Source organism: Loktanella sp. SALINAS62 (genome assembly GCF_018263905.1).
In the GTDB taxonomy this organism is placed as follows: Bacteria; Pseudomonadota; Alphaproteobacteria; order Rhodobacterales; family Rhodobacteraceae; genus Loktanella.
This window is the reverse complement of sequence record NZ_JAAFZU010000077.1, coordinates 20,918-41,490: the sequence shown is the minus strand read 5'-3', so window position 1 is coordinate 41,490 and position 20,573 is coordinate 20,918. Positions and strand designations below refer to the sequence as shown.

Annotated in this window: 21 protein-coding genes; 8 read left to right on the top strand and 13 right to left on the bottom strand. The window is 62.1% G+C overall.

Annotation, left to right across the window (positions count from 1 at the left end; genetic code table 11):
• Positions 1-50 precede the first annotated feature (50 nt).
• From GZH79_RS17905 to GZH79_RS17890, 4 genes are all read right to left on the bottom strand, one after another.
• A complete protein-coding gene (locus GZH79_RS17905; RefSeq protein ID WP_211645139.1) occupies positions 51-1,022 on the bottom strand; it encodes a beta-ketoacyl-ACP synthase III in 972 nt (323 codons plus the stop codon).
• Positions 1,019-2,098: a phosphate acyltransferase PlsX gene (gene plsX / locus GZH79_RS17900; protein ID WP_211645138.1), complete on the bottom strand. Its 1,080-nt coding sequence runs from the start codon at positions 2,096-2,098 to the stop codon at positions 1,019-1,021. Before plsX ends, GZH79_RS17905 begins: the two co-directional genes overlap by 4 nt.
• Positions 2,099-2,117: 19 nt before the next feature.
• Positions 2,118-2,318 (bottom strand): 50S ribosomal protein L32, encoded by a 201-nt coding sequence (gene rpmF / locus GZH79_RS17895; protein ID WP_211645137.1) that lies wholly within the window; start codon positions 2,316-2,318, stop codon positions 2,118-2,120.
• A 152-nt stretch (positions 2,319-2,470) separates the two neighbouring features.
• Positions 2,471-3,031 (bottom strand): DUF177 domain-containing protein, encoded by a 561-nt coding sequence (locus GZH79_RS17890; RefSeq protein WP_249219280.1) that lies wholly within the window; start codon positions 3,029-3,031, stop codon positions 2,471-2,473.
• 81 nt (positions 3,032-3,112) lie between these two features.
• Here GZH79_RS17890 and bamE point away from each other — a divergent pair, with 81 nt between their 5' ends.
• On the top strand, positions 3,113-3,586 hold the full coding sequence (gene bamE / locus GZH79_RS17885) for an outer membrane protein assembly factor BamE (RefSeq protein ID WP_211645135.1): 474 nt from the start codon (positions 3,113-3,115) through the stop codon (positions 3,584-3,586).
• A gap of 21 nt (positions 3,587-3,607) precedes the next feature.
• On the opposite strand, the gene msrB is transcribed toward bamE, so the two are convergent.
• Positions 3,608-4,003, bottom strand: a complete 396-nt coding sequence (msrB, locus tag GZH79_RS17880; protein ID WP_211645134.1) for a peptide-methionine (R)-S-oxide reductase MsrB — start codon at positions 4,001-4,003, stop codon at positions 3,608-3,610.
• A 66-nt stretch (positions 4,004-4,069) separates the two neighbouring features.
• Here msrB and GZH79_RS17875 point away from each other — a divergent pair, with 66 nt between their 5' ends.
• Entirely contained in the window at positions 4,070-4,795 is a 726-nt protein-coding gene (locus GZH79_RS17875; RefSeq protein WP_211645133.1) for a GNAT family N-acetyltransferase, read from the top strand.
• A 64-nt stretch (positions 4,796-4,859) separates the two neighbouring features.
• Positions 4,860-6,671 carry an ATP-binding cassette domain-containing protein gene (locus GZH79_RS17870; protein WP_211645132.1) on the top strand — a complete coding sequence of 604 codons (1,812 nt, stop codon included), beginning with the start codon at positions 4,860-4,862 and terminating at the stop codon, positions 6,669-6,671.
• Positions 6,672-6,761: 90 nt separating this feature from the next.
• Here GZH79_RS17870 and GZH79_RS17865 read toward each other — a convergent pair whose 3' ends face one another.
• Both GZH79_RS17865 and mazG read right to left on the bottom strand, forming a co-directional pair.
• A complete protein-coding gene (locus tag GZH79_RS17865; protein WP_211645131.1) occupies positions 6,762-7,766 on the bottom strand; it encodes a Fe(3+) ABC transporter substrate-binding protein in 1,005 nt (334 codons plus the stop codon).
• Between the two features lie 59 nt (positions 7,767-7,825).
• A complete protein-coding gene (mazG, locus tag GZH79_RS17860) occupies positions 7,826-8,644 on the bottom strand; it encodes a nucleoside triphosphate pyrophosphohydrolase (RefSeq protein ID WP_211645130.1) in 819 nt (272 codons plus the stop codon).
• 57 nt (positions 8,645-8,701) lie between these two features.
• Between mazG and GZH79_RS17855 the strand changes: the two genes are divergently transcribed.
• The 5 genes from GZH79_RS17855 (at position 8,702) to GZH79_RS17835 (ending at position 13,115) form a co-directional block, all read left to right on the top strand.
• Positions 8,702-9,853 (top strand): M20 aminoacylase family protein, encoded by a 1,152-nt coding sequence (locus tag GZH79_RS17855; RefSeq protein WP_211645129.1) that lies wholly within the window; start codon positions 8,702-8,704, stop codon positions 9,851-9,853.
• A 52-nt stretch (positions 9,854-9,905) separates the two neighbouring features.
• A complete protein-coding gene (locus GZH79_RS17850; protein ID WP_211645128.1) occupies positions 9,906-10,364 on the top strand; it encodes a DUF1499 domain-containing protein in 459 nt (152 codons plus the stop codon).
• A gap of 31 nt (positions 10,365-10,395) precedes the next feature.
• Entirely contained in the window at positions 10,396-11,454 is a 1,059-nt protein-coding gene (prfA, locus tag GZH79_RS17845; RefSeq protein ID WP_211645256.1) for a peptide chain release factor 1, read from the top strand.
• A complete protein-coding gene (gene prmC, locus GZH79_RS17840) occupies positions 11,451-12,299 on the top strand; it encodes a peptide chain release factor N(5)-glutamine methyltransferase (protein ID WP_211645127.1) in 849 nt (282 codons plus the stop codon). Before prfA ends, prmC begins: the two co-directional genes overlap by 4 nt.
• 198 nt (positions 12,300-12,497) lie before the next feature.
• Positions 12,498-13,115, top strand: a complete 618-nt coding sequence (locus GZH79_RS17835) for a DUF4167 domain-containing protein (protein ID WP_211645126.1) — start codon at positions 12,498-12,500, stop codon at positions 13,113-13,115.
• Positions 13,116-13,134: 19 nt separating this feature from the next.
• Here the strand turns inward: GZH79_RS17835 and rsmA are convergent, their stop codons facing one another.
• The 6 genes from rsmA to lptF are packed head-to-tail and all read right to left on the bottom strand — an operon-like array spanning position 13,135 to position 20,532.
• Positions 13,135-13,977, bottom strand: coding sequence for a 16S rRNA (adenine(1518)-N(6)/adenine(1519)-N(6))-dimethyltransferase RsmA (rsmA, locus tag GZH79_RS17830; RefSeq protein WP_211645125.1), 843 nt, complete (start codon positions 13,975-13,977; stop codon positions 13,135-13,137).
• Between the two features lie 33 nt (positions 13,978-14,010).
• The gene (pdxA, locus tag GZH79_RS17825) at positions 14,011-14,985 is read right to left on the bottom strand and encodes a 4-hydroxythreonine-4-phosphate dehydrogenase PdxA (protein WP_211645124.1); all 975 of its coding nucleotides are present in this window, start codon (positions 14,983-14,985) and stop codon (positions 14,011-14,013) included.
• Positions 14,982-16,187, bottom strand: a complete 1,206-nt coding sequence (locus GZH79_RS17820) for a peptidylprolyl isomerase (RefSeq protein WP_211645123.1) — start codon at positions 16,185-16,187, stop codon at positions 14,982-14,984. Before GZH79_RS17820 ends, pdxA begins: the two co-directional genes overlap by 4 nt.
• 24 nt (positions 16,188-16,211) lie before the next feature.
• The gene (lptD, locus tag GZH79_RS17815; protein ID WP_211645122.1) at positions 16,212-18,317 is read right to left on the bottom strand and encodes an LPS assembly protein LptD; all 2,106 of its coding nucleotides are present in this window, start codon (positions 18,315-18,317) and stop codon (positions 16,212-16,214) included.
• Entirely contained in the window at positions 18,317-19,411 is a 1,095-nt protein-coding gene (gene lptG / locus GZH79_RS17810; RefSeq protein ID WP_211645121.1) for an LPS export ABC transporter permease LptG, read from the bottom strand. The genes lptD and lptG overlap by 1 nt, the downstream gene beginning before the upstream one ends.
• Positions 19,408-20,532, bottom strand: a complete 1,125-nt coding sequence (lptF, locus tag GZH79_RS17805; RefSeq protein WP_211645120.1) for an LPS export ABC transporter permease LptF — start codon at positions 20,530-20,532, stop codon at positions 19,408-19,410. The genes lptG and lptF overlap by 4 nt, the downstream gene beginning before the upstream one ends.
• Positions 20,533-20,573: the final 41 nt, after the last annotated feature.

Below are 20,573 nucleotides of genomic sequence, written 5' to 3'. Positions count from 1 at the left end.
GTAGACTGACGCGCAAGTCAACCAGCCGTGAACAGGACCGGCGGAAACAATCACCAGCGCAGAACGACAGAGCCCCAAGCCAGACCACCGCCGATGGCTTCTGTCACCAGCAAGTCGCCGGGTTTAATCTGGCCGCGTGATTTGCCCACGGACAGTGCCAGCGGGATCGACGCGGCAGAGGTGTTGCCGTGGTCCTGCACCGTGACCACGACGCGGTCCATGCTGACGCCCAGCTTTTTCGCGGTGGATTGGATGATGCGGATATTGGCCTGATGCGGCACAACCCAGTCGACATTTTCGGCCGAAAGCCCGACCTTTTCCAATGCGGTATCGGCGGTCTGGGCCAGTTTTTCGACGGCATGGCGAAAGACTTCCTTGCCCTGCATGCGCAACTGCCCGGTGTTCTGCGTGGCGACGCCGCCATCGACATACAACAGATCACGGTAACGACCGTCGGAATTCAGGTCGGTCGACAGGATGCCGCGATCGTCCGACGTGCCAGTCCCGTCTTCGGCACGCAGCACCAGCGCACCGGCGCCGTCACCGAACAAGACGCATGTGCCGCGGTCGGTCCAGTCCATAATCCGGCTGAATGTTTCCGCGCCGATCACCAGCGCCGTCTTTGCCTGTCCCGCTTGGATCAACGCGTCGGCATTCGCCAACGCAAAAACGAATCCCGCACAGACCGCTTGGACGTCAAAGGCATAGCCTTGGGTCATGCCCAGCTTGTCTTGCACCATTGTTGCGACCGACGGGAACGTCATGTCAGGGGTCGATGTGGCCACGATGATCAGGTCGATCTGGTCGGCGGTCATGCCGGCATCGTCCAGTGCGGCCTGTGCGGCATAGGTCGCCAGATCGGATGTGCCCTGATCGTCTGCCGCAAAATGGCGCCGCTCGATTCCCGACCGCGACTTGATCCACTCGTCGGTGGTATCAAGCGTGGCTTCGAACGCCGCGTTTTCGACGATCCGTTCGGGCAGGTAATGCCCGACACCCTGAACAACCGCGCGTCGTGTCATGTGTCGGCTTCCTTTGTTGCATCATGGGGCAGGGCCTGTGACAGCCGTGCGGCAAGCCTTTCGGAAAAGCCCTGATCGGCCAGACGATGCGCCAGCTTGATGGCTGCCGCAACGCCTGTCGCATCGGCAGAGCCGTGGCTTTTGATGACGGTCTTTGTCAGGCCCAGAAACACGCCGCCGTTGACCCGGCGCGGATCAACCCGGCGTTTCAGACGGTGCAGCGCGCCGCGTGCCAAAATGGCGCCCAGCATCGAAAACGGCGTTTTGCGCAGGTTTTCGCGCAGCAGCCCGGAAATCAGGTTGGCGATTCCTTCGCCGGTTTTCAGCGCGACATTGCCTGTAAATCCGTCGGTGACGATGACATCGCAGACATCACCCGGCAAATCGCCGCCTTCGACAAAGCCCGTATAGGTAAAATCGCCCAGTGCCGCAGTGCTGGCAATCAGTTCATGCGCGACCTTCAGTTCGGCGCGACCTTTGTGTTCTTCGGTGCCGACGTTCAGCAGACCGACGCGGGGCGTCGTCAAATCAAACGCGTTGCGGGCATAGGATGCCCCCATCAGCGCAAAGGTCAGCAAATCATCCTGGTCGGCGCGGATATCCGCGCCGGCGTCCAGCATCACGTTGAACCCCTGCGGGTTGCGGCTGGGCCACAGGCAGGCGATCGCCGGGCGATTCACGCCATCGATCTTGCGCAAGCGCAGCATCGACATGGCCATCAGGCCGCCGGTATTGCCACAGCTGACAACAACGCCTGCTTCGTTGTTGCGGACTGCTTCGATGGCGGACCACATCGATGTCTGCTTGCCCCGACGGGCCACCTGCGAAGGTTTGTCGTGCATTGTCACGACGTCGGGCGCATCGCGCAGCGTCACGGCATCAGTCAGGCCATGTTTTGCCAGCAACGGACGCAGTTCAGCGGCCCGGCCATGCAGCAGGACCGGTGTCCCCGGTTTCGATTTCAGGAAAATCGCAAGGCCCGCAACAACCGTTGCAGGCCCATTATCGCCACCCATGGCGTCAATTGATAACACGCGGGTTGCGTCGGCGGTCGTGACGGGTTCCGTCCGTGCCATACGTGTCCCCTGACGCAGCTTACGCGGCGTCTTCGTCCAGTTCGACGTCGGCCGTGATCACCTCTTTCGTGGCGTAATGACCGCAGGACGGGCAAATGTGATGCGGGCGCTTCAGCTCGCCACAGTTGTCGCATTCGTTCGGATTGGCTGCTGTCAACGAATCGTGCGAACGACGGTTGTTGCGGCGGGACTTGGAGACTTTGTTCTGCTGGACGGCCATGGCGCACCCTATTTACGTTGGGGGGCCGTGACGTGGCCCGGTGTTCGAATGATTTGCGCGGTCCTAGGACATTCGCGCCGCCCTGTCGAGGGGGCAAGGACAAGGCCGCCTACATACTGCTAAATCGCGGCGGTGCAACCAATAAGATAGGCTTAGTCGTCCGGTTGTTCTTTTGCCAGCCTGTCACGCAGCGCGCCCAGCCCGGCAAACGGTTTGGCGTCGTCATCCGTCAGCGGGGTGACCCCGTCTTCTGCGGCCAGAACCTGACCGACCTCTGCCCCCGGCGCACGCGGAAAGGGCGGCAGTGCAAGGCTCAATTCTTCGATCATTACGGCGGCGACATCGATGACCTGTGGCAGTGGCTCGATGGTGTCGTCCTCTGGCATTTCTGTCTCAGACCCTTCGGGGTAAGTGAAATCGGCGGCGTAGGTGCGCGTCACCGTTTCATCCAGCCGGGTGGTCACCGGGTCCAGTGTCGCGACACATGCCTGCACGACCGTCGCCCCCAGATCGGCGGTCAGCCGCCAGTCGCCGCGTCCCAGCGGTGCGATCTGCCCGTTGAAGGTCAGTTTCTTGATCCCGATGATGTCCAGCTCTGCCGCGATGGCGGTCCGTGCTGCGCCGTCGGGTGACAGATTGAACGTCGTCGCGGTCCGGTTGCGCAAATCGGACAGGCGAAAAACCTGTGTCGGCAGATCGTTGCGTGACGGCATGACGGCATCCATTCTTGGCAAGTGCGGCGGGCTTCGTTAAGGGGAATACAAGGGCGCAAGGCGCCGATGCAAGGGGGCGCCATGACCACGACATTCCATCACCGCAAGGTTCTGACGCTGGTGGCCGGGGCCGGTCTGGCCCTGTCCGTGGCCTGTACCCCGATTGTGCGCAACCACGGCTACATTCCCGTGCCTGATGCGCTGGCCTTGCTGACCATCGGTCAGGATACCCGTGAAAGCGTGATTGCCGCTGTCGGCCCACCTGTCACCAGTGGCGTGCTCAGCGATGATGCGCTTTATTACGTGCAAAGCCGGTTTTCGACCTTCGGTGCCGCAGCCCCCGTTGAAACCAACCGCGAGGTTCTGGCAATCAGCTTTACCTCGAACGGCACGCTGGAAAACATCGAACGCTTCGGTCTGGAAGACGGTCGCGTGGTGACACTGTCACGCCGTGTCACCAGCGATAACGTGCGTGACAGCACGTTCCTGCGCCAGCTTTTGGGCAGTGTCGGTCGTGTCACCACGGCCGATCTGGTCGGCCAGCCGGATGGCTAGCACCACCCCCGCGTGGCCGTATCACCCCTGATCCGGCTCGAACGTCATGGCGACGCCGTTCATGCAATACCGCAGGCCCGTCGGGGCGGGGCCGTCTGGAAAGACATGGCCCAAATGCGCTTCGCATTTTGCGCAATGCACCTCGGTGCGCCGCATGAACAGGCTTCGGTCCTCTTTTTCACCGACCGCATCGGTGTCAATCGGCGCAAAGAATGACGGCCAGCCGGTGCCGGATTCGAACTTTGTTTCCTGATCGAACAATGCATTGCCGCAGCCCTTGCACCGGAAAACACCATCGTCTTTTGGGAAATCGTCATGGGTCCCGGCGCGTTCGGTGCCATGCTTGCGCATGACCTTGAATGCCTCTGGTCCAAGCTGTTCTTTCCATTCGGCGTCGGATTTGATGACTTTTTCCATTGTTTCGTCCTATGTCTGGTGTTGCCTGATATGTAGTGTCTGATTTTCCACCGCCAAGGAGGGGCCATGAACCTTCGCCATGATCAGCCGCGTCAGGGCGTCGCCGTCCGCGTGGCCCGCAACGGCGATGACCTTCTGGCGTGCCAACGCCTGCGGCATCTGTGCTTTTTCGGCACTGCCGGGTTGGACGCGGACGCGCATGATGAACGGTGCACCCATCTGATGATCGAACGCGACGGGGCGTTGCTGGGGACGTTGCGCACATTATTGGTGGCGGATGGGACCGGCTTGTCAGACACGCTGACCGCCGCCAGTTATGATCTGTCGCCGCTTGTGCATTATCCGCATCCGATCCTTGAAATCGGCCGTTTCTGTATCGCGCCGGGAGCGCTGGATTCGCACGTGCTGCGGCTGGCACTGGGAGCGCTGGCGCGGATGGTGGACGATCACGCCATCGGGTTGATGATGGGCTGCACCAGTCTGCCCGGCGCCGATCCCGCACGCCACGCCCCGGCGCTGGCCCTGTTGGGGCGGCATCATCTGGGGCCCGCCGATTTGCGCCCCGGCGTGCGGTCGGCGGTGACGCACCCGCTGTCGGGGCCGCTGTCTGACAGGCGCGGCGCCACTGCCGCCTTGCCGGCGCTATTGCGCAGTTATCTGGGGCTGGGCGGCTGGGTCAGTGACCATGCGGTCGTGGATCATGCCATGGATACGGTCCACGTCTTTACCTGCGTGGAGGTCGCGCGCATTCCGCCCGCCCGCGCCCGCGCGCTGCGGCAATTGGCATCCTAGCATTTCTGCATGCCGACGCTGCTGGGGACTTGCGAACCGCCGCGTCCATGCGTAGCTGGCAGGCATGGCACGTACACCCCTTCTTCAGCTTTCCGACATCGCCCTGACATTCGGCGGCGATCCCATTTTCGAAGACCTGTCACTGGTCGTCCAACCCGGCGACCGCGTCGCGCTGGTGGGGCGGAACGGGTCCGGTAAATCCACCTTGATGAAGGTGATGGCCGGTCTGGTCGAACCCGACAGCGGCCAATGCGTCGCGGCCCCCGGCGTCAGCGTGGGCTACATGGAACAGGACCCGACGATGGAAGGGTTCGCAACACTTGGCGAATACGCGGCATCCGGCATGGACCCGGACGAGGCTTACCGCGTCGACATGGTGGCCGAAGGGTTGAAATTCGATCCCGCCGGTCTGGTTGCCACCGCATCGGGCGGCGAACGTCGCCGCGCGGCATTGGCGAAACTGATGGCCGAAGCGCCCGAGCTGATGTTGCTGGACGAACCGACCAACCATCTGGACATCGAAGCCATTGCTTGGTTGGAAAACGAGCTGAAATCCACCCGTGCCGGGTTCGTGATGATTTCGCACGACCGCGCGTTTCTGCGCAATCTGACCCGTGCGACGTTGTGGATCGACCGCGGGCAGGTGCGCCGCGCCGAAGAAGGTTTCGACGGATTCGAGGCGTGGCGCGACCGTATCTGGGACGAAGAAGACCAGCAGCGCCACAAGCTGAACCGCAAGATCAAGTCCGAAGCACGCTGGGCCGTTGAAGGCATTTCTGCACGCCGCAAACGCAACCAGGGGCGTGTGCGGGCGCTACAGGATTTGCGCGCCGAACGTGCCGGGCAAATCCAGCGTCAGGGCACCGCCGCGATGGCATTCGAAGGCGGTCCTACGTCTGGTAAAAAGGTCATGGAAGCCTTTGATCTGTATAAAGGATTCGGCGACAAGAAAATTGTGCAGGGGCTGGACCTGACCGTGCAGCGCGGCGACCGCATTGCATTCGTCGGTCCCAACGGCGTGGGAAAAACCACCCTGATCAAGATGTTGCTGGGGCAAGTTGAACCCGATCAGGGTCTGGTCAAGCTGGGTACGAACCTTGAAATTGCGGTGTTCGACCAGTCCCGCGCGCAACTCGATCCCGAAATGACCCTGTGGGACAATCTGGTGAACGATCCCGAAATGGGCGTCAGCGGCAAGGCCGATCAGATCATGGTGCGCGGCACCCCCAAACACGTGGTCGGATACCTCAAGGAATTCTTGTTCGACGAAGCGCAGGCGCGCGCGCCCGTGCGGGCGCTGTCAGGCGGCGAAAAAGCGCGTCTGCTGCTGGCGCGTCTGATGGCAAAGCCCAGTAACCTGTTGATTCTGGACGAACCGACCAACGATCTGGACATCGAAACGCTGGATCTGTTGCAGGATTTGCTGGGCGATTACGACGGCACTGTCCTGCTGGTCAGCCACGACCGCGATTTTCTGGACCGCACGGCAACCACGACCGTCGCCATGGAAGGTGACGGACAGGCGACCGTTTATGCTGGGGGCTGGACTGATTATCAGGCCCAGCGCGGCGAGCGGCAGAAAGCACCAAGTTCGGTCGGCAAGCCGTTGGCCTCAAAAGGAAAGCAGCCGCAGCAGGTGACGCGCAAGACGGGCCTGTCATTCACCGAAAAACATCGGTTGGAAGAACTGCCCGGCGTGATCGCACGGCTGGAAGCGGAAATTGCAAAATTGGAAACGCTGATGGCCGATCCGGATCTGTTTACCCAGAATCCGGTGAAATTCGAAAAAGCAACGGACGCGCTGACCGAACGGCATACAAAGCTAGAAGACGCCGAAGCCGAATGGCTGATGCTGGAAGAAAAAGCGGCAGAATAACTGCTTCACATTGTTTATGCCTGCGTGCGTCGCCTGAAAAGCGACTGCAAAGTAACGGCCCAAGTCATTTCTGACTTGGGCCGCAGTCGTTTAGCCGTCGAAGTTCACTTCTTCCATGATCCGCAGGGCTGCGGCACGGTGGCTTGCGACCTCTGACAGGTCGACGTCGTCAGCGGTGTAATCGCCCCAGCTTGCAACCAGATCGGACCGTTCCGCAGACGGCAGCACCGGGTATTCATGGTTTTCTTCGGCATAAATCGCCTGTGCTTCCGGGCTGACAAGGTATTCCATCAGCTGCAGTGCTTCTTCGCGGTTTGGCGCACTTTGCGTCATCGCAACGCCGGACACGTTCACATGCGTGCCACCGTCTTCGAATTCGGGGAATACGATGCGGACAGATTCAGCCCATTCGGTCTGTTCTTCGTCTTCCAGCATCTTGCCCATGTAATAGGTGTTACCAAGGCTGATGTCGCATTCGCCGGCCCAGATCGCCTTGACCTGCGCGCGGTCATTGCCTTCGGGCGTACGGGCAAGGTTGTCTTTCAGACCCTGTGCCCATTCCTTGGCGGCTTCTTCGCCGTGGTGTGCGATGACGGCAGACAGCAGTGCCAGATTGTAGTTGTTCAGACCGGACCGGCTGCAGATGCGGCCTTCCCACTTGGGGTCGGTCAGGTCTTCGTAGGTGGTGACTTCACCGTCGGCGACGCGTTCCTTGCTGGCATAAACGATGCGGGCGCGGGTCGTCAGGCCGAACCACTGGTCGTCATCACTGCGCAGCGACGCAGGGATCGCGTCTTTCAGCACTTGGCTGTCGACGGCTTGTGTGACGCCTTCGTCCACGACGCGCTGCAGGTTCGCGATATCGACATCCATCACCAGATCGGCGGGCGACCGCGCGCCTTCGGCTTTCAGGCGTTCGATCAGCGCTTCGTTCACGAATTCAAGGTTCACACCGATGCCGGTGTCGGCGGTGAACGCATCCATGACGGGCTGAATCAGTTCGGGTTGGCGGGTTGTGTAAATTGTGACGTCGGCCAGTGCCGGGGCGGCAACAGCGGTCGCGGCGGTCGCAAGAAGCAGGGTACGGATGGTCATAAGGTTCTCCATGTATTGACGCCCCCGATAAACCTGACTCCTTTGCTCGGGTCAATAACTTATTCTTTTAGTCGGATACGTTCGGCGATTTTCGCCGCATCCCAAAGCGCGTCCATCTCTGCCAGATCGCTTTCGTCCGGTGTGCGGCCATCGGCGGCCAGCGCATCCTCGATCGCTGCAAAGCGCCGGGTAAATTTATCGTTCGCAGCCCGCAGCGCCTGTTCGGGATCGACCCCCAGATGTCGCCCAAGGTTCGCCATTACGAACAGCAGGTCGCCATATTCCTCGACGACCTTGTCCTGCGTCAGGGTGTCGCGTGCTTCGACCAGTTCGGCGGATTCTTCCGCGATCTTGTCGACGACCTGCGCGGTGTCCGGCCAATCGAATCCGACGCGCGCCGCCCGCTTTTGTAGTTTGACCGCGCGCATCAGGGCAGGCAGCCCCAGTGCGACCCCGTCCAGGGTGCGCCCATTGCCGCGTTCCGCTGCCTTGACCCGTTCCCAATCGACGGTTTGCTGATCCGCCGATTTGTCGCGCGATTCGCTGCCAAACACATGTGGATGCCGCGCAACCATCTTGTCCGCGATGGTTCGCACCACGTCGTCAAAATCAAAGAGTCCCGCGTCTTTTGCCATCTGGGCGTGAAACACCGATTGGAACAGCAGATCGCCCAGCTCTCCCTTTAACTCGTCCCATGCGCCACGGGTGATGGCGTCTTCGACCTCGTATGCTTCTTCGATGGTATAGGGGGCGATGCTGGCGAAATCCTGTTCGATATCCCAAGGGCAACCCGTATCCGGATCGCGCAGGCGGCGCATGATTTCCAGCAAGCGCGGCATTCCGCCGTCGGGGTCATGGATCAGGGCATTGTCGGGCATTGCGGGCCTCCTGTTGCGGTGCCAAGGTTGTAGCAGCCCAATTCCGGAGTGCCAGCCATGCCCGTCCTCAATTCCATCGCCGATGCACATGCCGAACTGGCGGGTTGGCGCAGACATTTGCATACCATTCCCGAAACCATGTTCGATCTGCCGCAGACCGCTGGATTTGTGGCAGGCAAGCTGCGGGACATGGGTGTCGATGCCGTGCACGAAGGGATCGCAACATCTGGAATCGTCGCCATCATTGAGGGGCGAAAACCCGGAAAAACCGTTGGCTTGCGCGCCGATATGGATGCTTTGCCGATGGCGGAAATGACCGGGTTGGATTACGCCAGCACCAACCCCGGCGCGATGCACGCCTGCGGTCACGACGGTCATACTGTCATGCTGCTGGCTGCCGCCCGCTATCTGGCGGAAACGCGCAATTTTGCAGGACGCGTCGCGCTGATCTTTCAACCCGCCGAAGAAATGGGTGGCGGTGCGCAGATCATGGCGCAAGAAGGCATCCTTGACCGGTTCGACATTGCAGAGGTTTACGCCCTGCACAATGCACCAGGCACACCGGTCGGTCATTTCTATACGACGCCGGGTCCGATCATGGCCGCCGTCGACACGTTCGAAATTTTCATCGACGGCAAGGGCGGGCACGGGGCCATGCCGCATGATACCTGCGACCCCGTCGTCGCCGCTGTCAGCATGGTGCAGGCGATCCAGACCATCGTCAGCCGCAACCATTACGCGCTGGACGATCTGGTGGTGTCTGTCACGCAGATCCATGCGGGGACGGTGGATAACGTCATTCCCGGCACGGCCTATATCAACGGCACCGTGCGGACGTTCGACGCTGGTGTGCAGCGCATGGTGATGGACCGTTTGCAAACCATCGTGGACGGGCAGGCGGCCAGTTTCGATGTCGCCGCGCGACTGGTCTACGATGTGGGCTATCCCGCCACGATCAACGACCCGGACAAGGCGGCATTCGCCGCGTCCGTCGCGGCAGGGATCAGTCAGTGCGACGGCAACGCCACGCGCGAAATGGGGGCAGAGGATTTTGCCTATTTCCTTGCGGAACGGCCCGGTGCCTATCTGTTCGTGGGCAACGGCGACAGCGCGGGCCTGCACCATCCGAAATATGATTTCGATGATAATACAACAGCCTACGGCGCGTCGTTCTTTGCGCGACTGGTCGAAACGGCCTTGCCGCTTTAGATGACGGATCGCGGGATACAACGCCCGCCCAACACGTAAAGGTTTCGACGCAATGAAAACGGTTCTCTTGCTTGGCGTACTGGCGCTTTTGATCGCGGTGGCCGTGGTCATCGTTTATGTGCGGCTCTCGCCCACGGATATGGCGCGGTATCATTTGCCGCCTGCCGCGACCGAACCCGGCGACAGCGGCACGGCCAACAGCTTTACCGCCGCGCGGCAGATCACGACCAGCGCGCCGGGCGTGCTGCAGGCGGTGATGACACTGGCGGACCGACAACCGCGTAACACGTTGGTCGCGGGCAGCGTTGATGAAAATCTGCTGACGTTCGAAACCCGGTCACGCCTGATGGGCTATCCCGATTACACCACCGTCACGGTCGTCGACGACGATAGCCCGCTGCTGATCGTGCAGGGTCGGTCGCGGTTTGGCAAATCCGACATGGGCGTAAACTGGGCCCGTGTACAGAACTGGTTGACGCAGCTTGGCCCGCTTGTGGTGCCGCTCTCTTGACGCAGGCGCGGAAACCCGCCACCTGACGCAGATGATCCCGCACGACCGCATGGCCCAGCTTGTTGACCGTTTCCAGTTTCTGGAAGCAAAGATGTCCGGTGACGTTGCCGGTGCGGACATCGCAGCACTGGCACGTGAATATGCTGACCTGAAACCGGTGGTGGATACGGTGCAGGATTATCAGGCGTTGCTCAGGCAGATTGCGGATGCTGAATCGATGCTGGCCGACCCCGAAATGCGTGAACTGGCCGAAGCGGAACTGCCCGATCTGCGCGCGGCGTTAGCGGCGTCGGAACAATCCGTGCAACTGGCGTTGTTGCCAAAGGATGCAGCCGATGCGCGCCCGGCGCTTTTGGAAATTCGGCCCGGTACAGGCGGCGACGAAGCATCGCTTTTTGCGGGTGATCTGCTGCGGATGTATCAACGTTATGCCGAAGCGCGGCGCTGGTCGTTCGAGATTCTGGAAGAACAGCAGACCGAACTAGGCGGCATAAAGGAAGTGACCGCGCGGATCGCGGGCGAGGGCGTCTTTGCCCGCATGAAATACGAATCCGGTGTGCACCGTGTCCAACGCGTGCCCGAAACCGAAAGCGGCGGGCGCATCCATACCTCTGCCGCGACAGTGGCTGTTCTGCCAGAAGCGGAAGAGGTCGATGTCCAGATCGCCCCCGGTGACATCCGTATTGATACGATGCGCGCCAGCGGCGCAGGTGGGCAGCACGTAAACACAACCGATTCCGCAGTGCGGATTACCCACCTGCCCACGGGAATCATCGTCGTGAGCGCCGAAAAATCCCAGCACCGGAACCGCGAAATCGCGATGCAGGTGCTGCGGACGCGTCTGTTCGATCTGGAACGCCAGCGCGTCGACAGTGCCCGGTCTGCGGATCGCAAGGCGATGGTCGGCACCGGCGATCGGTCCGAACGCATCCGCACCTATAATTTCCCGCAAGGCCGCCTGACCGATCACCGAATCAACCTGACGCTTTATGCACTTAATCAAGTCATGCAGGGCGATCTGGACGCGATCATCGACGCGCTTCAATCGGATGCTCAGGCGACCTTGCTTGCGGAAATGGCGGATACGTGACCTGGGATCAGGTGTTGCGTCAGGCAACGGCGGCGCTGGCCGCTGCCGCGGTGCCGGACCCGGCCCGTGACGCCCGCCGCCTGTTGGCCCATGTGCTGGGGGTCGATGCGTCACGCCTGTCGTTGATCGGCGGTGACATGGCCCCGCCGGGTATGATCCGCCTGTTCGAAGACCTGATTGCACAACGCGGGCGTCGCGTGCCTGTGGCGCATCTGACGGGCCAGCGGCAATTCTATGGACGCAGCTTTCAGGTGACGCCGGATGTGCTGGACCCGCGCCCCGATACCGAAACGCTGGTCGATCAGGCGCTGCGTCTGCCGTGGACACGTGTGCTGGATCTGGGGACAGGGTCGGGCTGTATCCTGCTGACATTGCTGGCAGAACGGCGATCCGGGACATTCGGGATCGGCACCGATCTGTCAAAGGCCGCGCTGGCTGTCGCCATGCGCAACGCGGCTGACCTGCGGCTGGACGACCGGGTGCAGTTCTATTCCGGTCATTGGCTGGATGCGCTGCCGCACAGCGTCGCGGCCTTTGATCTGATCGTGTCGAACCCGCCGTATATCGCGCTGGATGAGTTGCCCGGTCTGGCCCCCGATGTGGGTCTGTATGAACCGCGCATGGCCCTGACCGACGAAGGTGACGGTCTGGGTGCCTATCGCACCATTGTGCGTGCGGCCCCCGCGCATTTGACGCAAGGCGGGGCATTGCTGGTCGAAATTGGCCCGACGCAGGGCCGCGCCGTCGCGGACCTGATGGCCGCTGCCGGATTCGCCGGGATTGCTGTGCATCCCGATCTGGATGGCCGGGATCGCGTGGTTTTTGGCCAAAAGCCGCGTATTTAGTCCTGAATTCGGGCAAAGCGCACGAATCGTGCTTGTCACACGGGGCACAACATGGTTTTAACCCGTAACCGCGGCGAAGAGTGCAACGCATTCTCCCCGGTTGGTCGTCAGACACCGCCCGGCTTGCGTTGCGCATTTTGCGCGATTGCACCGATAAGCGCAACGAAGCCAGTTTTACGGCTTGCTGAGAGTTCATTCATGAGATCTTCGAAGTCCCGTTCGCGGAACAATAAAAACCGCAACACCCGCCCGTCCGGCGGGAGCCTGATCAATCGCGTGTTCGACAGCAGCGGTCCCGATGGCAAGGTGCGCGGCACGCCGCAGCAAATTATTGATAAATACAACCAGCTTCACCGCGACGCGCAGTTGTCCAACGACCGCGTGAACGCCGAAAACTTTGCCCAGCACGCGGAACATTACACCCGCATGCTGTCGGAAGCCCAAAAAGAGGTCGACCGCCAGCGCGAAGAACAAGAAGAACAGAATCGCCTGCGTCAAGCCGAGCGCGACCGCGAACGCAACGAACAAGAAGAACTGAACCGCCAGCGTCAGGCGGAACGCGACCGCGAACGCAACGAACGCCTGCGCGCGCAGGAAGAAGCGGCCAATCACGATGATGCGCCGCAGGACAGCGGTCTGGTCGACACGCCAGAGGCAAAGAACGATGCAGCGACAGACGCTGCCGAAAAGCCGAAACGCAAACCCCGCGCACCGCGCAAGCCACGGGCAAAGCCTGCAGCCACGCAGGACACCGTGCAGGACGCGCCCCAGGATTCCCCTCAGGATGCGCCGCAGGACAACGGTCAGTCGGAATAATCTGCGGGCCGCGTGACGGTCAGCTGGCCTGATAGGCGCGGGCGAGGGCGCAGAACCCTTCGAGGCTGATTTCCTCTGCGCGGGCGGTAGGGACGATCGCGGCCATTTTCAGACGGTCCTCTGCATCCGGGCCCAACGGTTTCAGCGCAGAGCGCAGCATCTTGCGCCGCTGGTTGAACGCTGTGGCGACCACCTTGTTCAGCACGGCGGGATCGGCAGGAAAGCGCGGCGCAGGCAGCGCGCGCAGATGCACCACGGCTGAACTGACCTTGGGCGCGGGGGTAAATGCCTCTGGCGGCAGGTCCAGCACGATCGCGGGATCCGTGCGCCATTGCGACAGGATCGCAAGCCGACCGTATGCCTTTGACCCCGGTGTGGCCACGATGCGCTGTGCAACTTCACGTTGGAACATCAATGTCAGACTGTCCCAGAACGGCGGCCATGCAGGCGGTGTCAGCCATCGCACCAGCAGTTCGGTGCCAACGTTGTAGGGCAGGTTTGCCGCCACCTTGATCGGGGCGGTCAACCGGGCGGAGACGTCGATTTCCAGCGCGTCGGCGTTCACAATGTCGAGCTTGCCGGGATAGACGGCGGCGATTTCTTCCAGCGCGGCGATGCAGCGCGCGTCCTTTTCCACGGCCAGCACGCGGCGTGCGCCTTCGGCCAGCAGACCGCGCGTCAGACCGCCGGGGCCGGGACCGATTTCCAGCACGTCCGCGCCGGTCAGATCACCCGCCAGACGCGCGATTTTCGCAGTCAGGTTCAGATCCAGCAAAAAGTTCTGGCCAAGGGATTTTTTCGCCGCGATCCCGTGACGCGTGATCACGTCACGCAAGGGTGGCAGGCCGTCGATCTGGGTCATGTCAGGTGCACCTGTTGATGGGCAAAGGGAACATCAGGCACGTGCATCGGCCATCTGGCGTGCCATTTGCAACGCCGCAATCATGGATGTGGGATCAGCGACGCCCTTGCCTGCGATATCGAACGCGGTGCCGTGATCCGGTGACGTCCGCACGAACGGCAAGCCCAGCGTGACGTTCACGCCGCCCGCAAAATCGATCGTCTTGATCGGGATCAACGCCTGATCGTGATACATGCAGATCGCCGCGTCATAACGCGCACGGGCGGCGGCGTGGAACATCGTGTCGGCGGGCAGGGGTCCGACCAGCCGGATGCCACTGCTGCGCAAATCATCCAGCAGCGGCGCGATAAAGTCGCGTTCTTCGGTGCCGATCTTGCCGTCTTCGCCCGCGTGGGGGTTCAGGCCCGCGATGGCAATGACCGGATCGGGAATACCGAAATCACGGATCAATCCGGCCCGTGTGACGGCGATCACACCGCGCAGCAGATCGGGCGTCAGCGCACCGGGTACCTGTGCCAGCGGGATATGGATCGTTGCGGGCACCACGCGCAGACTGTCGCAGGCCAGCATCATCACCACAGGCATATCGCCCGCCAGCGCCGACAGAAATTCCGTATGACCGGGATAGGCGAACCCCGCCCCGTCAATCAGCGCGGCCTTGTGTATGGGGGCTGTGCAGATCGCTGCGGCAGCGCCGTTTGCGGCCAGTGTCACACCATCCGCGATGGCGTTCATCACGCCTGTCGCATGGGCGGGGTTGGCCTGTCCGTGGCGACAGGGCGCGCCGAAATCGCGCGCCAGCACCGGCAGCGCATCGGGGCTGGGACCGTGCGCCTGCGCCAGATCGTCGATCAACCGGATCGGCGTGTCCTTTGGCAGATGCGCCGGATCACCGATCCATGCCAGCGGCAGATCATGGCGCAGTGCGGCCCATGCCTTGGCCGCGACCTCTGGCCCGATGCCCGCCGGTTCGCCGCAACTGATGACGATGGGGCGGTTTTCGGTCACGGCCGGATTGTCGCCGCCGCGCGCAGATCCGCCAGCAAGGCATCGGCAAAGGCGGCCAGCCGTTCCCCGCGCAGACGTTCGCGCACCGCATCAGGGTTGGCGGCATCACCTTCGGCCAATGTGCGGTTGCACAGCATCACGAACAGCAGCGTTTCGCCATTGTTGCGCGTGACCCCCCATGATGCTTCTCCGGCGTCCAGACGGGCCAGTTCCAGCGCGATATCCTGCGGGATACTTGCGGGCGCTACGGTTTGGCGGGCCAGTACATCCTGTGGCAGGCCGCGTGCGGCGCCATACAGATCATCGCAAGTATCCGTGCGGGCGTTCAGCGCCTGTGCCGCGGCGATCCCTGTGGGGGTCTGTCCGCCCGGCAGGCCGAAAATCGCATAGTCGATGGCGGTCGGCACCGGGCGGGGGCGCGGAATTTCGCGGATGCCGCGCGACTGGAACAGCGCCACACCGTTCGGGATCGGGATCGGCTGCGTCACCTCTCCGGGGGCAAGCCCACCCAGAAGACCCTGAAGCGCGGGGGGAAAGTTCGACAGCGGCAACCATGCCAACCTGCCGCCGTCGGCCCGGCTGGGCAGGGCGGAATATTGACGCGCGGCGGCTTCGAACACGGATTGCGATGTGGTCTGCGACACCTGTGCGGCGATGGCATTGGCGCGCGCAGCCTGCGGTGGCGGCGCGGGAATGATGATTTCGGACAGCAGCACTTCGACGTTGTCCGCCGTGTTGCCAGCCTGGCCCAATGCGCGCTGCACCTCTGCATCGGTGATGTTCGCACGGTTGCCGAACCGCAGGCGGATATAGTCGCGCCAGGTCACGCCGATGGCGACGAATTGTTCCAGCGTTTCGCGCGCGACGCCATTCTGGTTAAGCAAGCGGATGAATTGGTCGGTATCCATGTTGGCCCGCGCGGCAAAGGCTTCGACCTCTGTTGCAAGGTTTTCATCCGGCAGGCGCACGCCGCGGCGGTCCAGCTCTGCGGCTTTCAGCCGTTCCTCGATCAACTGTTCGCGCGCGACCTGTGACAGGTTGCCGGGCGTGTTGAACAGGCGCAGCATCTGTTCGCGCTGCGACAGCTCATAAGCGGTGATGGCACTGTCGTTGACGGTGATGACAGCCGAAAAACGGTCCTGTGCGATGCCGGGCGAAGCAAGGGCCAAGGCAAGTCCGGTCAAAAGTGTCGTCAGGCGCATGGCGGTCCCTTTCGTTCAGTCAATTCACGTGTCGCAACGGCCAGCTGCACCGACGCCGCCCGCGCGGCTGGCAAAGCCCAGAAGATCCAGCGACAACCCGTAATCCGTCGTCGGCTGCACCGTAGTGGAAGTCGCATAGCGGCGCGAGACTGAAAGCGTGACATTGACGCATTCGTTCGACCACCCGACGCCGAACCCGGCGCGCGCGGGCGCATTCTGGGCAATGTCATAGCGGGCATCCAGACTGACCGCCCATTGCGGTGTCAGCTGGAACGCCCCGTCAAAGGAATATTCCGACACGGGGTCAGGACGGCCGATATCGGCATCGGCGCGCTGATAGATATAGCCAGCCGCCAGCTGCACATCGGGCCGCGACCAGTAGGCCCGTGCGGTTGTCAGGTTTGTGGCACCATCACCGTCCATCAGGGTCCGCCCGTCCAGCGTCAGACCGCGCGGCAATGTCAGTTGGCCTGCGATCAGCCAGTCCGACGTGCGGGATTCCAGACCGGACGTTACCGTGAAATCCGGATTGCTGCGGTCGCGCAGCAGTTTGCCGAATGTCAGGATCGACCGGATGCCTTCGGCCCCTTGGCGCGTCCATGTGATGCCGGTGGCCAGTCTGATTCCCGTCTCGGTGGAGTCTTCGCCGGGAAAGTGGGTTAGCGACAGCAGGTTCGCCTCGTCCAGTTCCTGACGCGTGCTGTCTTCGTTGGGTGGGGTGTTGCCGTAGGCTTCTGATACGGTCAGTGCGACCGCGGGTTCCAGCAGATGCCGGGTGCCGTTACCGGTGTCGCGGATCAGTGGATAGCGCAGCGCGATCTGCCCCGTGGGCACCGCACGCCCGATGCTGGTGTCGCGCGCCGCCGTGCGGTCGCCGATCTGGTAGGCGTCGGTGCGCAGCGCGGCCGTGCCACGTATGGCGATGCCGCCCGGTGTGATCCAGTCGCGCGCCCACGTCGCAGCGACCCCGATGCGGGACAGATCGCGGGCCAATTCGCTGTCTTGCGTGCCATAGCGCAGCAGGCTGTCCGTGCTGCCCTGTACCGTCAATATGCCGCCAAAGTCGGGGCGATACTGACGCAGATAGCCCGCCGTCAGCACCACCGGTGGCAGGGTCGCGTCGGTTTCGTCGTCGCGCAGGGTTTCGTAATAGCTACCAGCGATGGAAAAGACGCTGTCGTCCGTCACGCGCGTCAGCGCCACGATGCTGGCCAGCCTGTCTGCGTCGGAAATGTTGTAATCGCTCAGGTAGCTTTGGTCCGATACGTCCTGCAGATCGAAACTAAGCGTCAGGTCGCTGGCGACCAGAAACGACCCTTGTGCGGTCAGATAGCCGCGCAATCCGTCGTCGGTCAGCGTATCACTGGATACAGCGCCCACAATTTCGAACCCGCCCCGACCAAAGGCCTGCCGGTAGCGCGCGCCCAAGGTGCGGGTTTCGCCGCCCAGATAGGGTGTCAGCGTCAGATCACGGCTGTCGCCCAGCGTGATGAAATAAGGAAGCCGTATGCCCGGCCCCAGCCTGTCGGTCGTCACAAAACGTGGCGGCAGCAGGCCGGTGGCGCGCCCGTTGGACGGTGTTGGCAGGCGCAGTTGCGGCAGATACAGGATCGGCACGCCCTTGACCCTGAATGTGGCGTTCGTCAGATAAAGCTGCTCTTCGAGATCATCGACAACCACCCGTTCGGCGCGGATCGACCACAGCGGTTCGCGCGTGCCGCACACACGACAAGAGGTGACGGCGGTTTTGTATAACTGGGAATATCGGCCCTCGCTGCGGTCGATCTGGTTGGCCGCGATCTGGACCTGTTGGTTCAGGACCAGCCGCGCGCCCAACAGCAGGCCGTTTTCCAACTGCGGGTCCAGCGTGGCCTGCTGTGCTGTCAGGATTTCCCCATCCGGTCCGGTAATCAAAATCGGCCCGTCGATGGTCAGCCTGTCGCTGCGCTGGTCATAGGTGACACGGTCAGCTTGCAAGCGCGTGCCGTCATACAACGCTTCTATGTTGCCGCTTGCGATCAGACGGTTGTCGGCGGTCACGACGACATCGTCGGCCACCAGCGTGGCCGCCATCTGCGCCTGCGCCACGATGGGCAACAGCAACAGGATCAGGATCGTCAGGGCGCGCATCAACCGTCCTCTCGTTGCAGCAAAAGTCCCAGCGCCAGCCCGGACGCGGCGATGGGCGGCACCCATGCCGCAAGTGCTGCGGGAATATCGCCGTTGTCCCCCAGTATCTGCGCGAAATTGCGGATGAAATAAATCCCGAAGGCGACAAGCACCGCGAACATGATGTTCAGCCCTGTCTTGCCGGCGCGTTGCGGGCGCATGGTAAATGCCGCCCCGATCAGCACCATCGCGGCCAGAAAGGCGGGCTGTGACAGTTCCATCTGGAACCAGACCTTGTGCCGTTGCGCCGTGAACCCGGCCTCTTGCAGGCGGTCGATAAAGGCGGGCAGATCCCAGATCGGGATCGATGATGGCGTGCCGAAACTGTTGCGGATCTCGTCCGCCGTCAGGGTCGATGGAATGGCGGCAGTGTCTGCCGTGGTCGCCAATGCCTCTGGATTGCCGTTGCCGTCCAGCGGCCATGTCTTGACGCTGCGCAGCTGCCACAGCCCGTCTGACAGGTTCGCGGTGTCCGCCACCACCCGCGCCAGCGGCAGGCCATCGACGCCAAAGGTCAGAAATGTGACTTGCGATAATGATGTGCCAGACAGATCGGCGCGGGCGGCATGGATGACCGTCTGCCCCGGATCGCCACCCTGCCGCAGCCAAAGCCCCGTATCGCTAAGCGCCAGCACCGATCCGGTGCCTTCGATATTTGCAACCTGCGCCTCGTACTGGCGGGCTGTGGCGGCTACGATGGGGTTCAGCACCGTGATACCGACGCCGCCAATCATCACAGCCACGATCAACGGCGCCACCAATATCCGCATCCCGGACCGTCCCGCGGCGCGGGCCACAACCAGTTCCGACGTGCGCGCTAACCCCAAAAACAGGGAAATGGCCGCGATAATCACGATCAGTGGCATGATCTGATACAGGCTAGCCGGCGCATTCAGCAGCGACAGGCGCACGATCCCGCCAAAGCCCACGGCATCGTCCGCAAAGCGGCGCAGCGTGTCAGCCATGCCGATGAACACCACCAGCAGGGCAAAGATACCCAGCACCGCCAGAAACACCTTTACAAACCGCCACGCGAAATACCGATCCAGGATCATGCCACACGCCCCGGTTTGGGACGCAACAGATAGGGGCGCGACGCCACGAACAGCAACGCCACGACGATCACCAAGCCCACCGCGATTGCAAGATAGGACAGCGGCCAGAGCGTCATCGCACCTTGGGCTGCTTCCAGTCCGATGGTTTCCAGTGATTTGACCACCACAAGCAGTACCACGGCCAGAATGATCTGTGGCCAGACCCCGAACCGGCTGAAACTGCCCAGCATCAAAGCGGCATAGCCCAGCAGCGCGCCGACGATCCCGAACAGCGACTGACTGGTGCGGTCGTGAAATTCCGACGCGATCCGCACCCGTGTCAGACCGGTTTCGGTTGCGACAGCCGCCGGGCTGTTCAGCAATTCCAGACTGGGCACTTCGCGCAGGGCGCGCGGCGCGCCGGTGTCGGTCGTGATCAGATCGCCAAGGTTATATGAAAAATCGTCGAACTCTGTCACGAAAAGCCGTTGGGTGTCTGCCCGCAGGGTCTGGGCCATGCCGTCCACCATGACCAGCTGGGTCGTATCGCTGACATTCACCAGATACGCGCGACTGGCGGTATAGGTCACAGTGACAGACGCGTCGCGCATGTCCGACAGCAGCACATCACGCAATTCGCCGTTTTGGGCGATGTCGCGGATGTAGATGGTGATACCGTCGGCGGGTTCGATGAACCGCCCCTCTGTCAGGATGCGTGCGGTGATGGACCGCGCGATTTCGGTCTGGCGTTCGTTCAGTGCAGCGGCGGAAAGCGGCACAAGCACATGCACCAGCAGCGACATGCCGACAAACACCATCAGCCCGAAATAGACAAAGGGCCGCGCCAGCCGCCACGTTGAAAAGCCCGTCGCCTGAATGACAACCAGTTCCGAATCCTGCGACAATCTGTTGGTGACATATACCGATGCGGCAAAGGCCGCGATCGGAACCACGGTGCGGATCACGTTGGGCAAGGTCAGGATCAGCAATTCCCCAATCGCCGCAGCGGATTGGCCGTCCGCGATCAGCTGGTCAAACAGTCGCACGGCCGCATTGATCCAATAGACCAGCACCAGCACCAGCCCAAAGAAATTGAAGACCAACACCAGCTGTCGCAGTAAATAACGGTCGATCCGTCCCAAGCAAAAGGCCCCCTTGCACTGCCTGCCAAGCTAGCCGAAGC

Coding starts and splice junctions, on each gene's coding strand:
- GZH79_RS17905 (WP_211645139.1), bottom strand. CDS start 1,022: ATGACACGACGCGCGGTTGTTCAGGGTGTCGGGCATTACCTGCCCGAA.
- plsX (WP_211645138.1), bottom strand. CDS start 2,098: ATGGCACGGACGGAACCCGTCACGACCGCCGACGCAACCCGCGTGTTA.
- rpmF (WP_211645137.1), bottom strand. CDS start 2,318: ATGGCCGTCCAGCAGAACAAAGTCTCCAAGTCCCGCCGCAACAACCGT.
- GZH79_RS17890 (WP_249219280.1), bottom strand. CDS start 3,031: ATGCCGTCACGCAACGATCTGCCGACACAGGTTTTTCGCCTGTCCGAT.
- bamE (WP_211645135.1), top strand. CDS start 3,113: ATGACCACGACATTCCATCACCGCAAGGTTCTGACGCTGGTGGCCGGG.
- msrB (WP_211645134.1), bottom strand. CDS start 4,003: ATGGAAAAAGTCATCAAATCCGACGCCGAATGGAAAGAACAGCTTGGA.
- GZH79_RS17875 (WP_211645133.1), top strand. CDS start 4,070: ATGAACCTTCGCCATGATCAGCCGCGTCAGGGCGTCGCCGTCCGCGTG.
- GZH79_RS17870 (WP_211645132.1), top strand. CDS start 4,860: ATGGCACGTACACCCCTTCTTCAGCTTTCCGACATCGCCCTGACATTC.
- GZH79_RS17865 (WP_211645131.1), bottom strand. CDS start 7,766: ATGACCATCCGTACCCTGCTTCTTGCGACCGCCGCGACCGCTGTTGCC.
- mazG (WP_211645130.1), bottom strand. CDS start 8,644: ATGCCCGACAATGCCCTGATCCATGACCCCGACGGCGGAATGCCGCGC.
- GZH79_RS17855 (WP_211645129.1), top strand. CDS start 8,702: ATGCCCGTCCTCAATTCCATCGCCGATGCACATGCCGAACTGGCGGGT.
- GZH79_RS17850 (WP_211645128.1), top strand. CDS start 9,906: ATGAAAACGGTTCTCTTGCTTGGCGTACTGGCGCTTTTGATCGCGGTG.
- prfA (WP_211645256.1), top strand. CDS start 10,396: ATGATCCCGCACGACCGCATGGCCCAGCTTGTTGACCGTTTCCAGTTT.
- GZH79_RS17835 (WP_211645126.1), top strand. CDS start 12,498: ATGAGATCTTCGAAGTCCCGTTCGCGGAACAATAAAAACCGCAACACC.
- rsmA (WP_211645125.1), bottom strand. CDS start 13,977: ATGACCCAGATCGACGGCCTGCCACCCTTGCGTGACGTGATCACGCGT.
- GZH79_RS17820 (WP_211645123.1), bottom strand. CDS start 16,187: ATGCGCCTGACGACACTTTTGACCGGACTTGCCTTGGCCCTTGCTTCG.
- lptD (WP_211645122.1), bottom strand. CDS start 18,317: ATGCGCGCCCTGACGATCCTGATCCTGTTGCTGTTGCCCATCGTGGCG.
- lptG (WP_211645121.1), bottom strand. CDS start 19,411: ATGATCCTGGATCGGTATTTCGCGTGGCGGTTTGTAAAGGTGTTTCTG.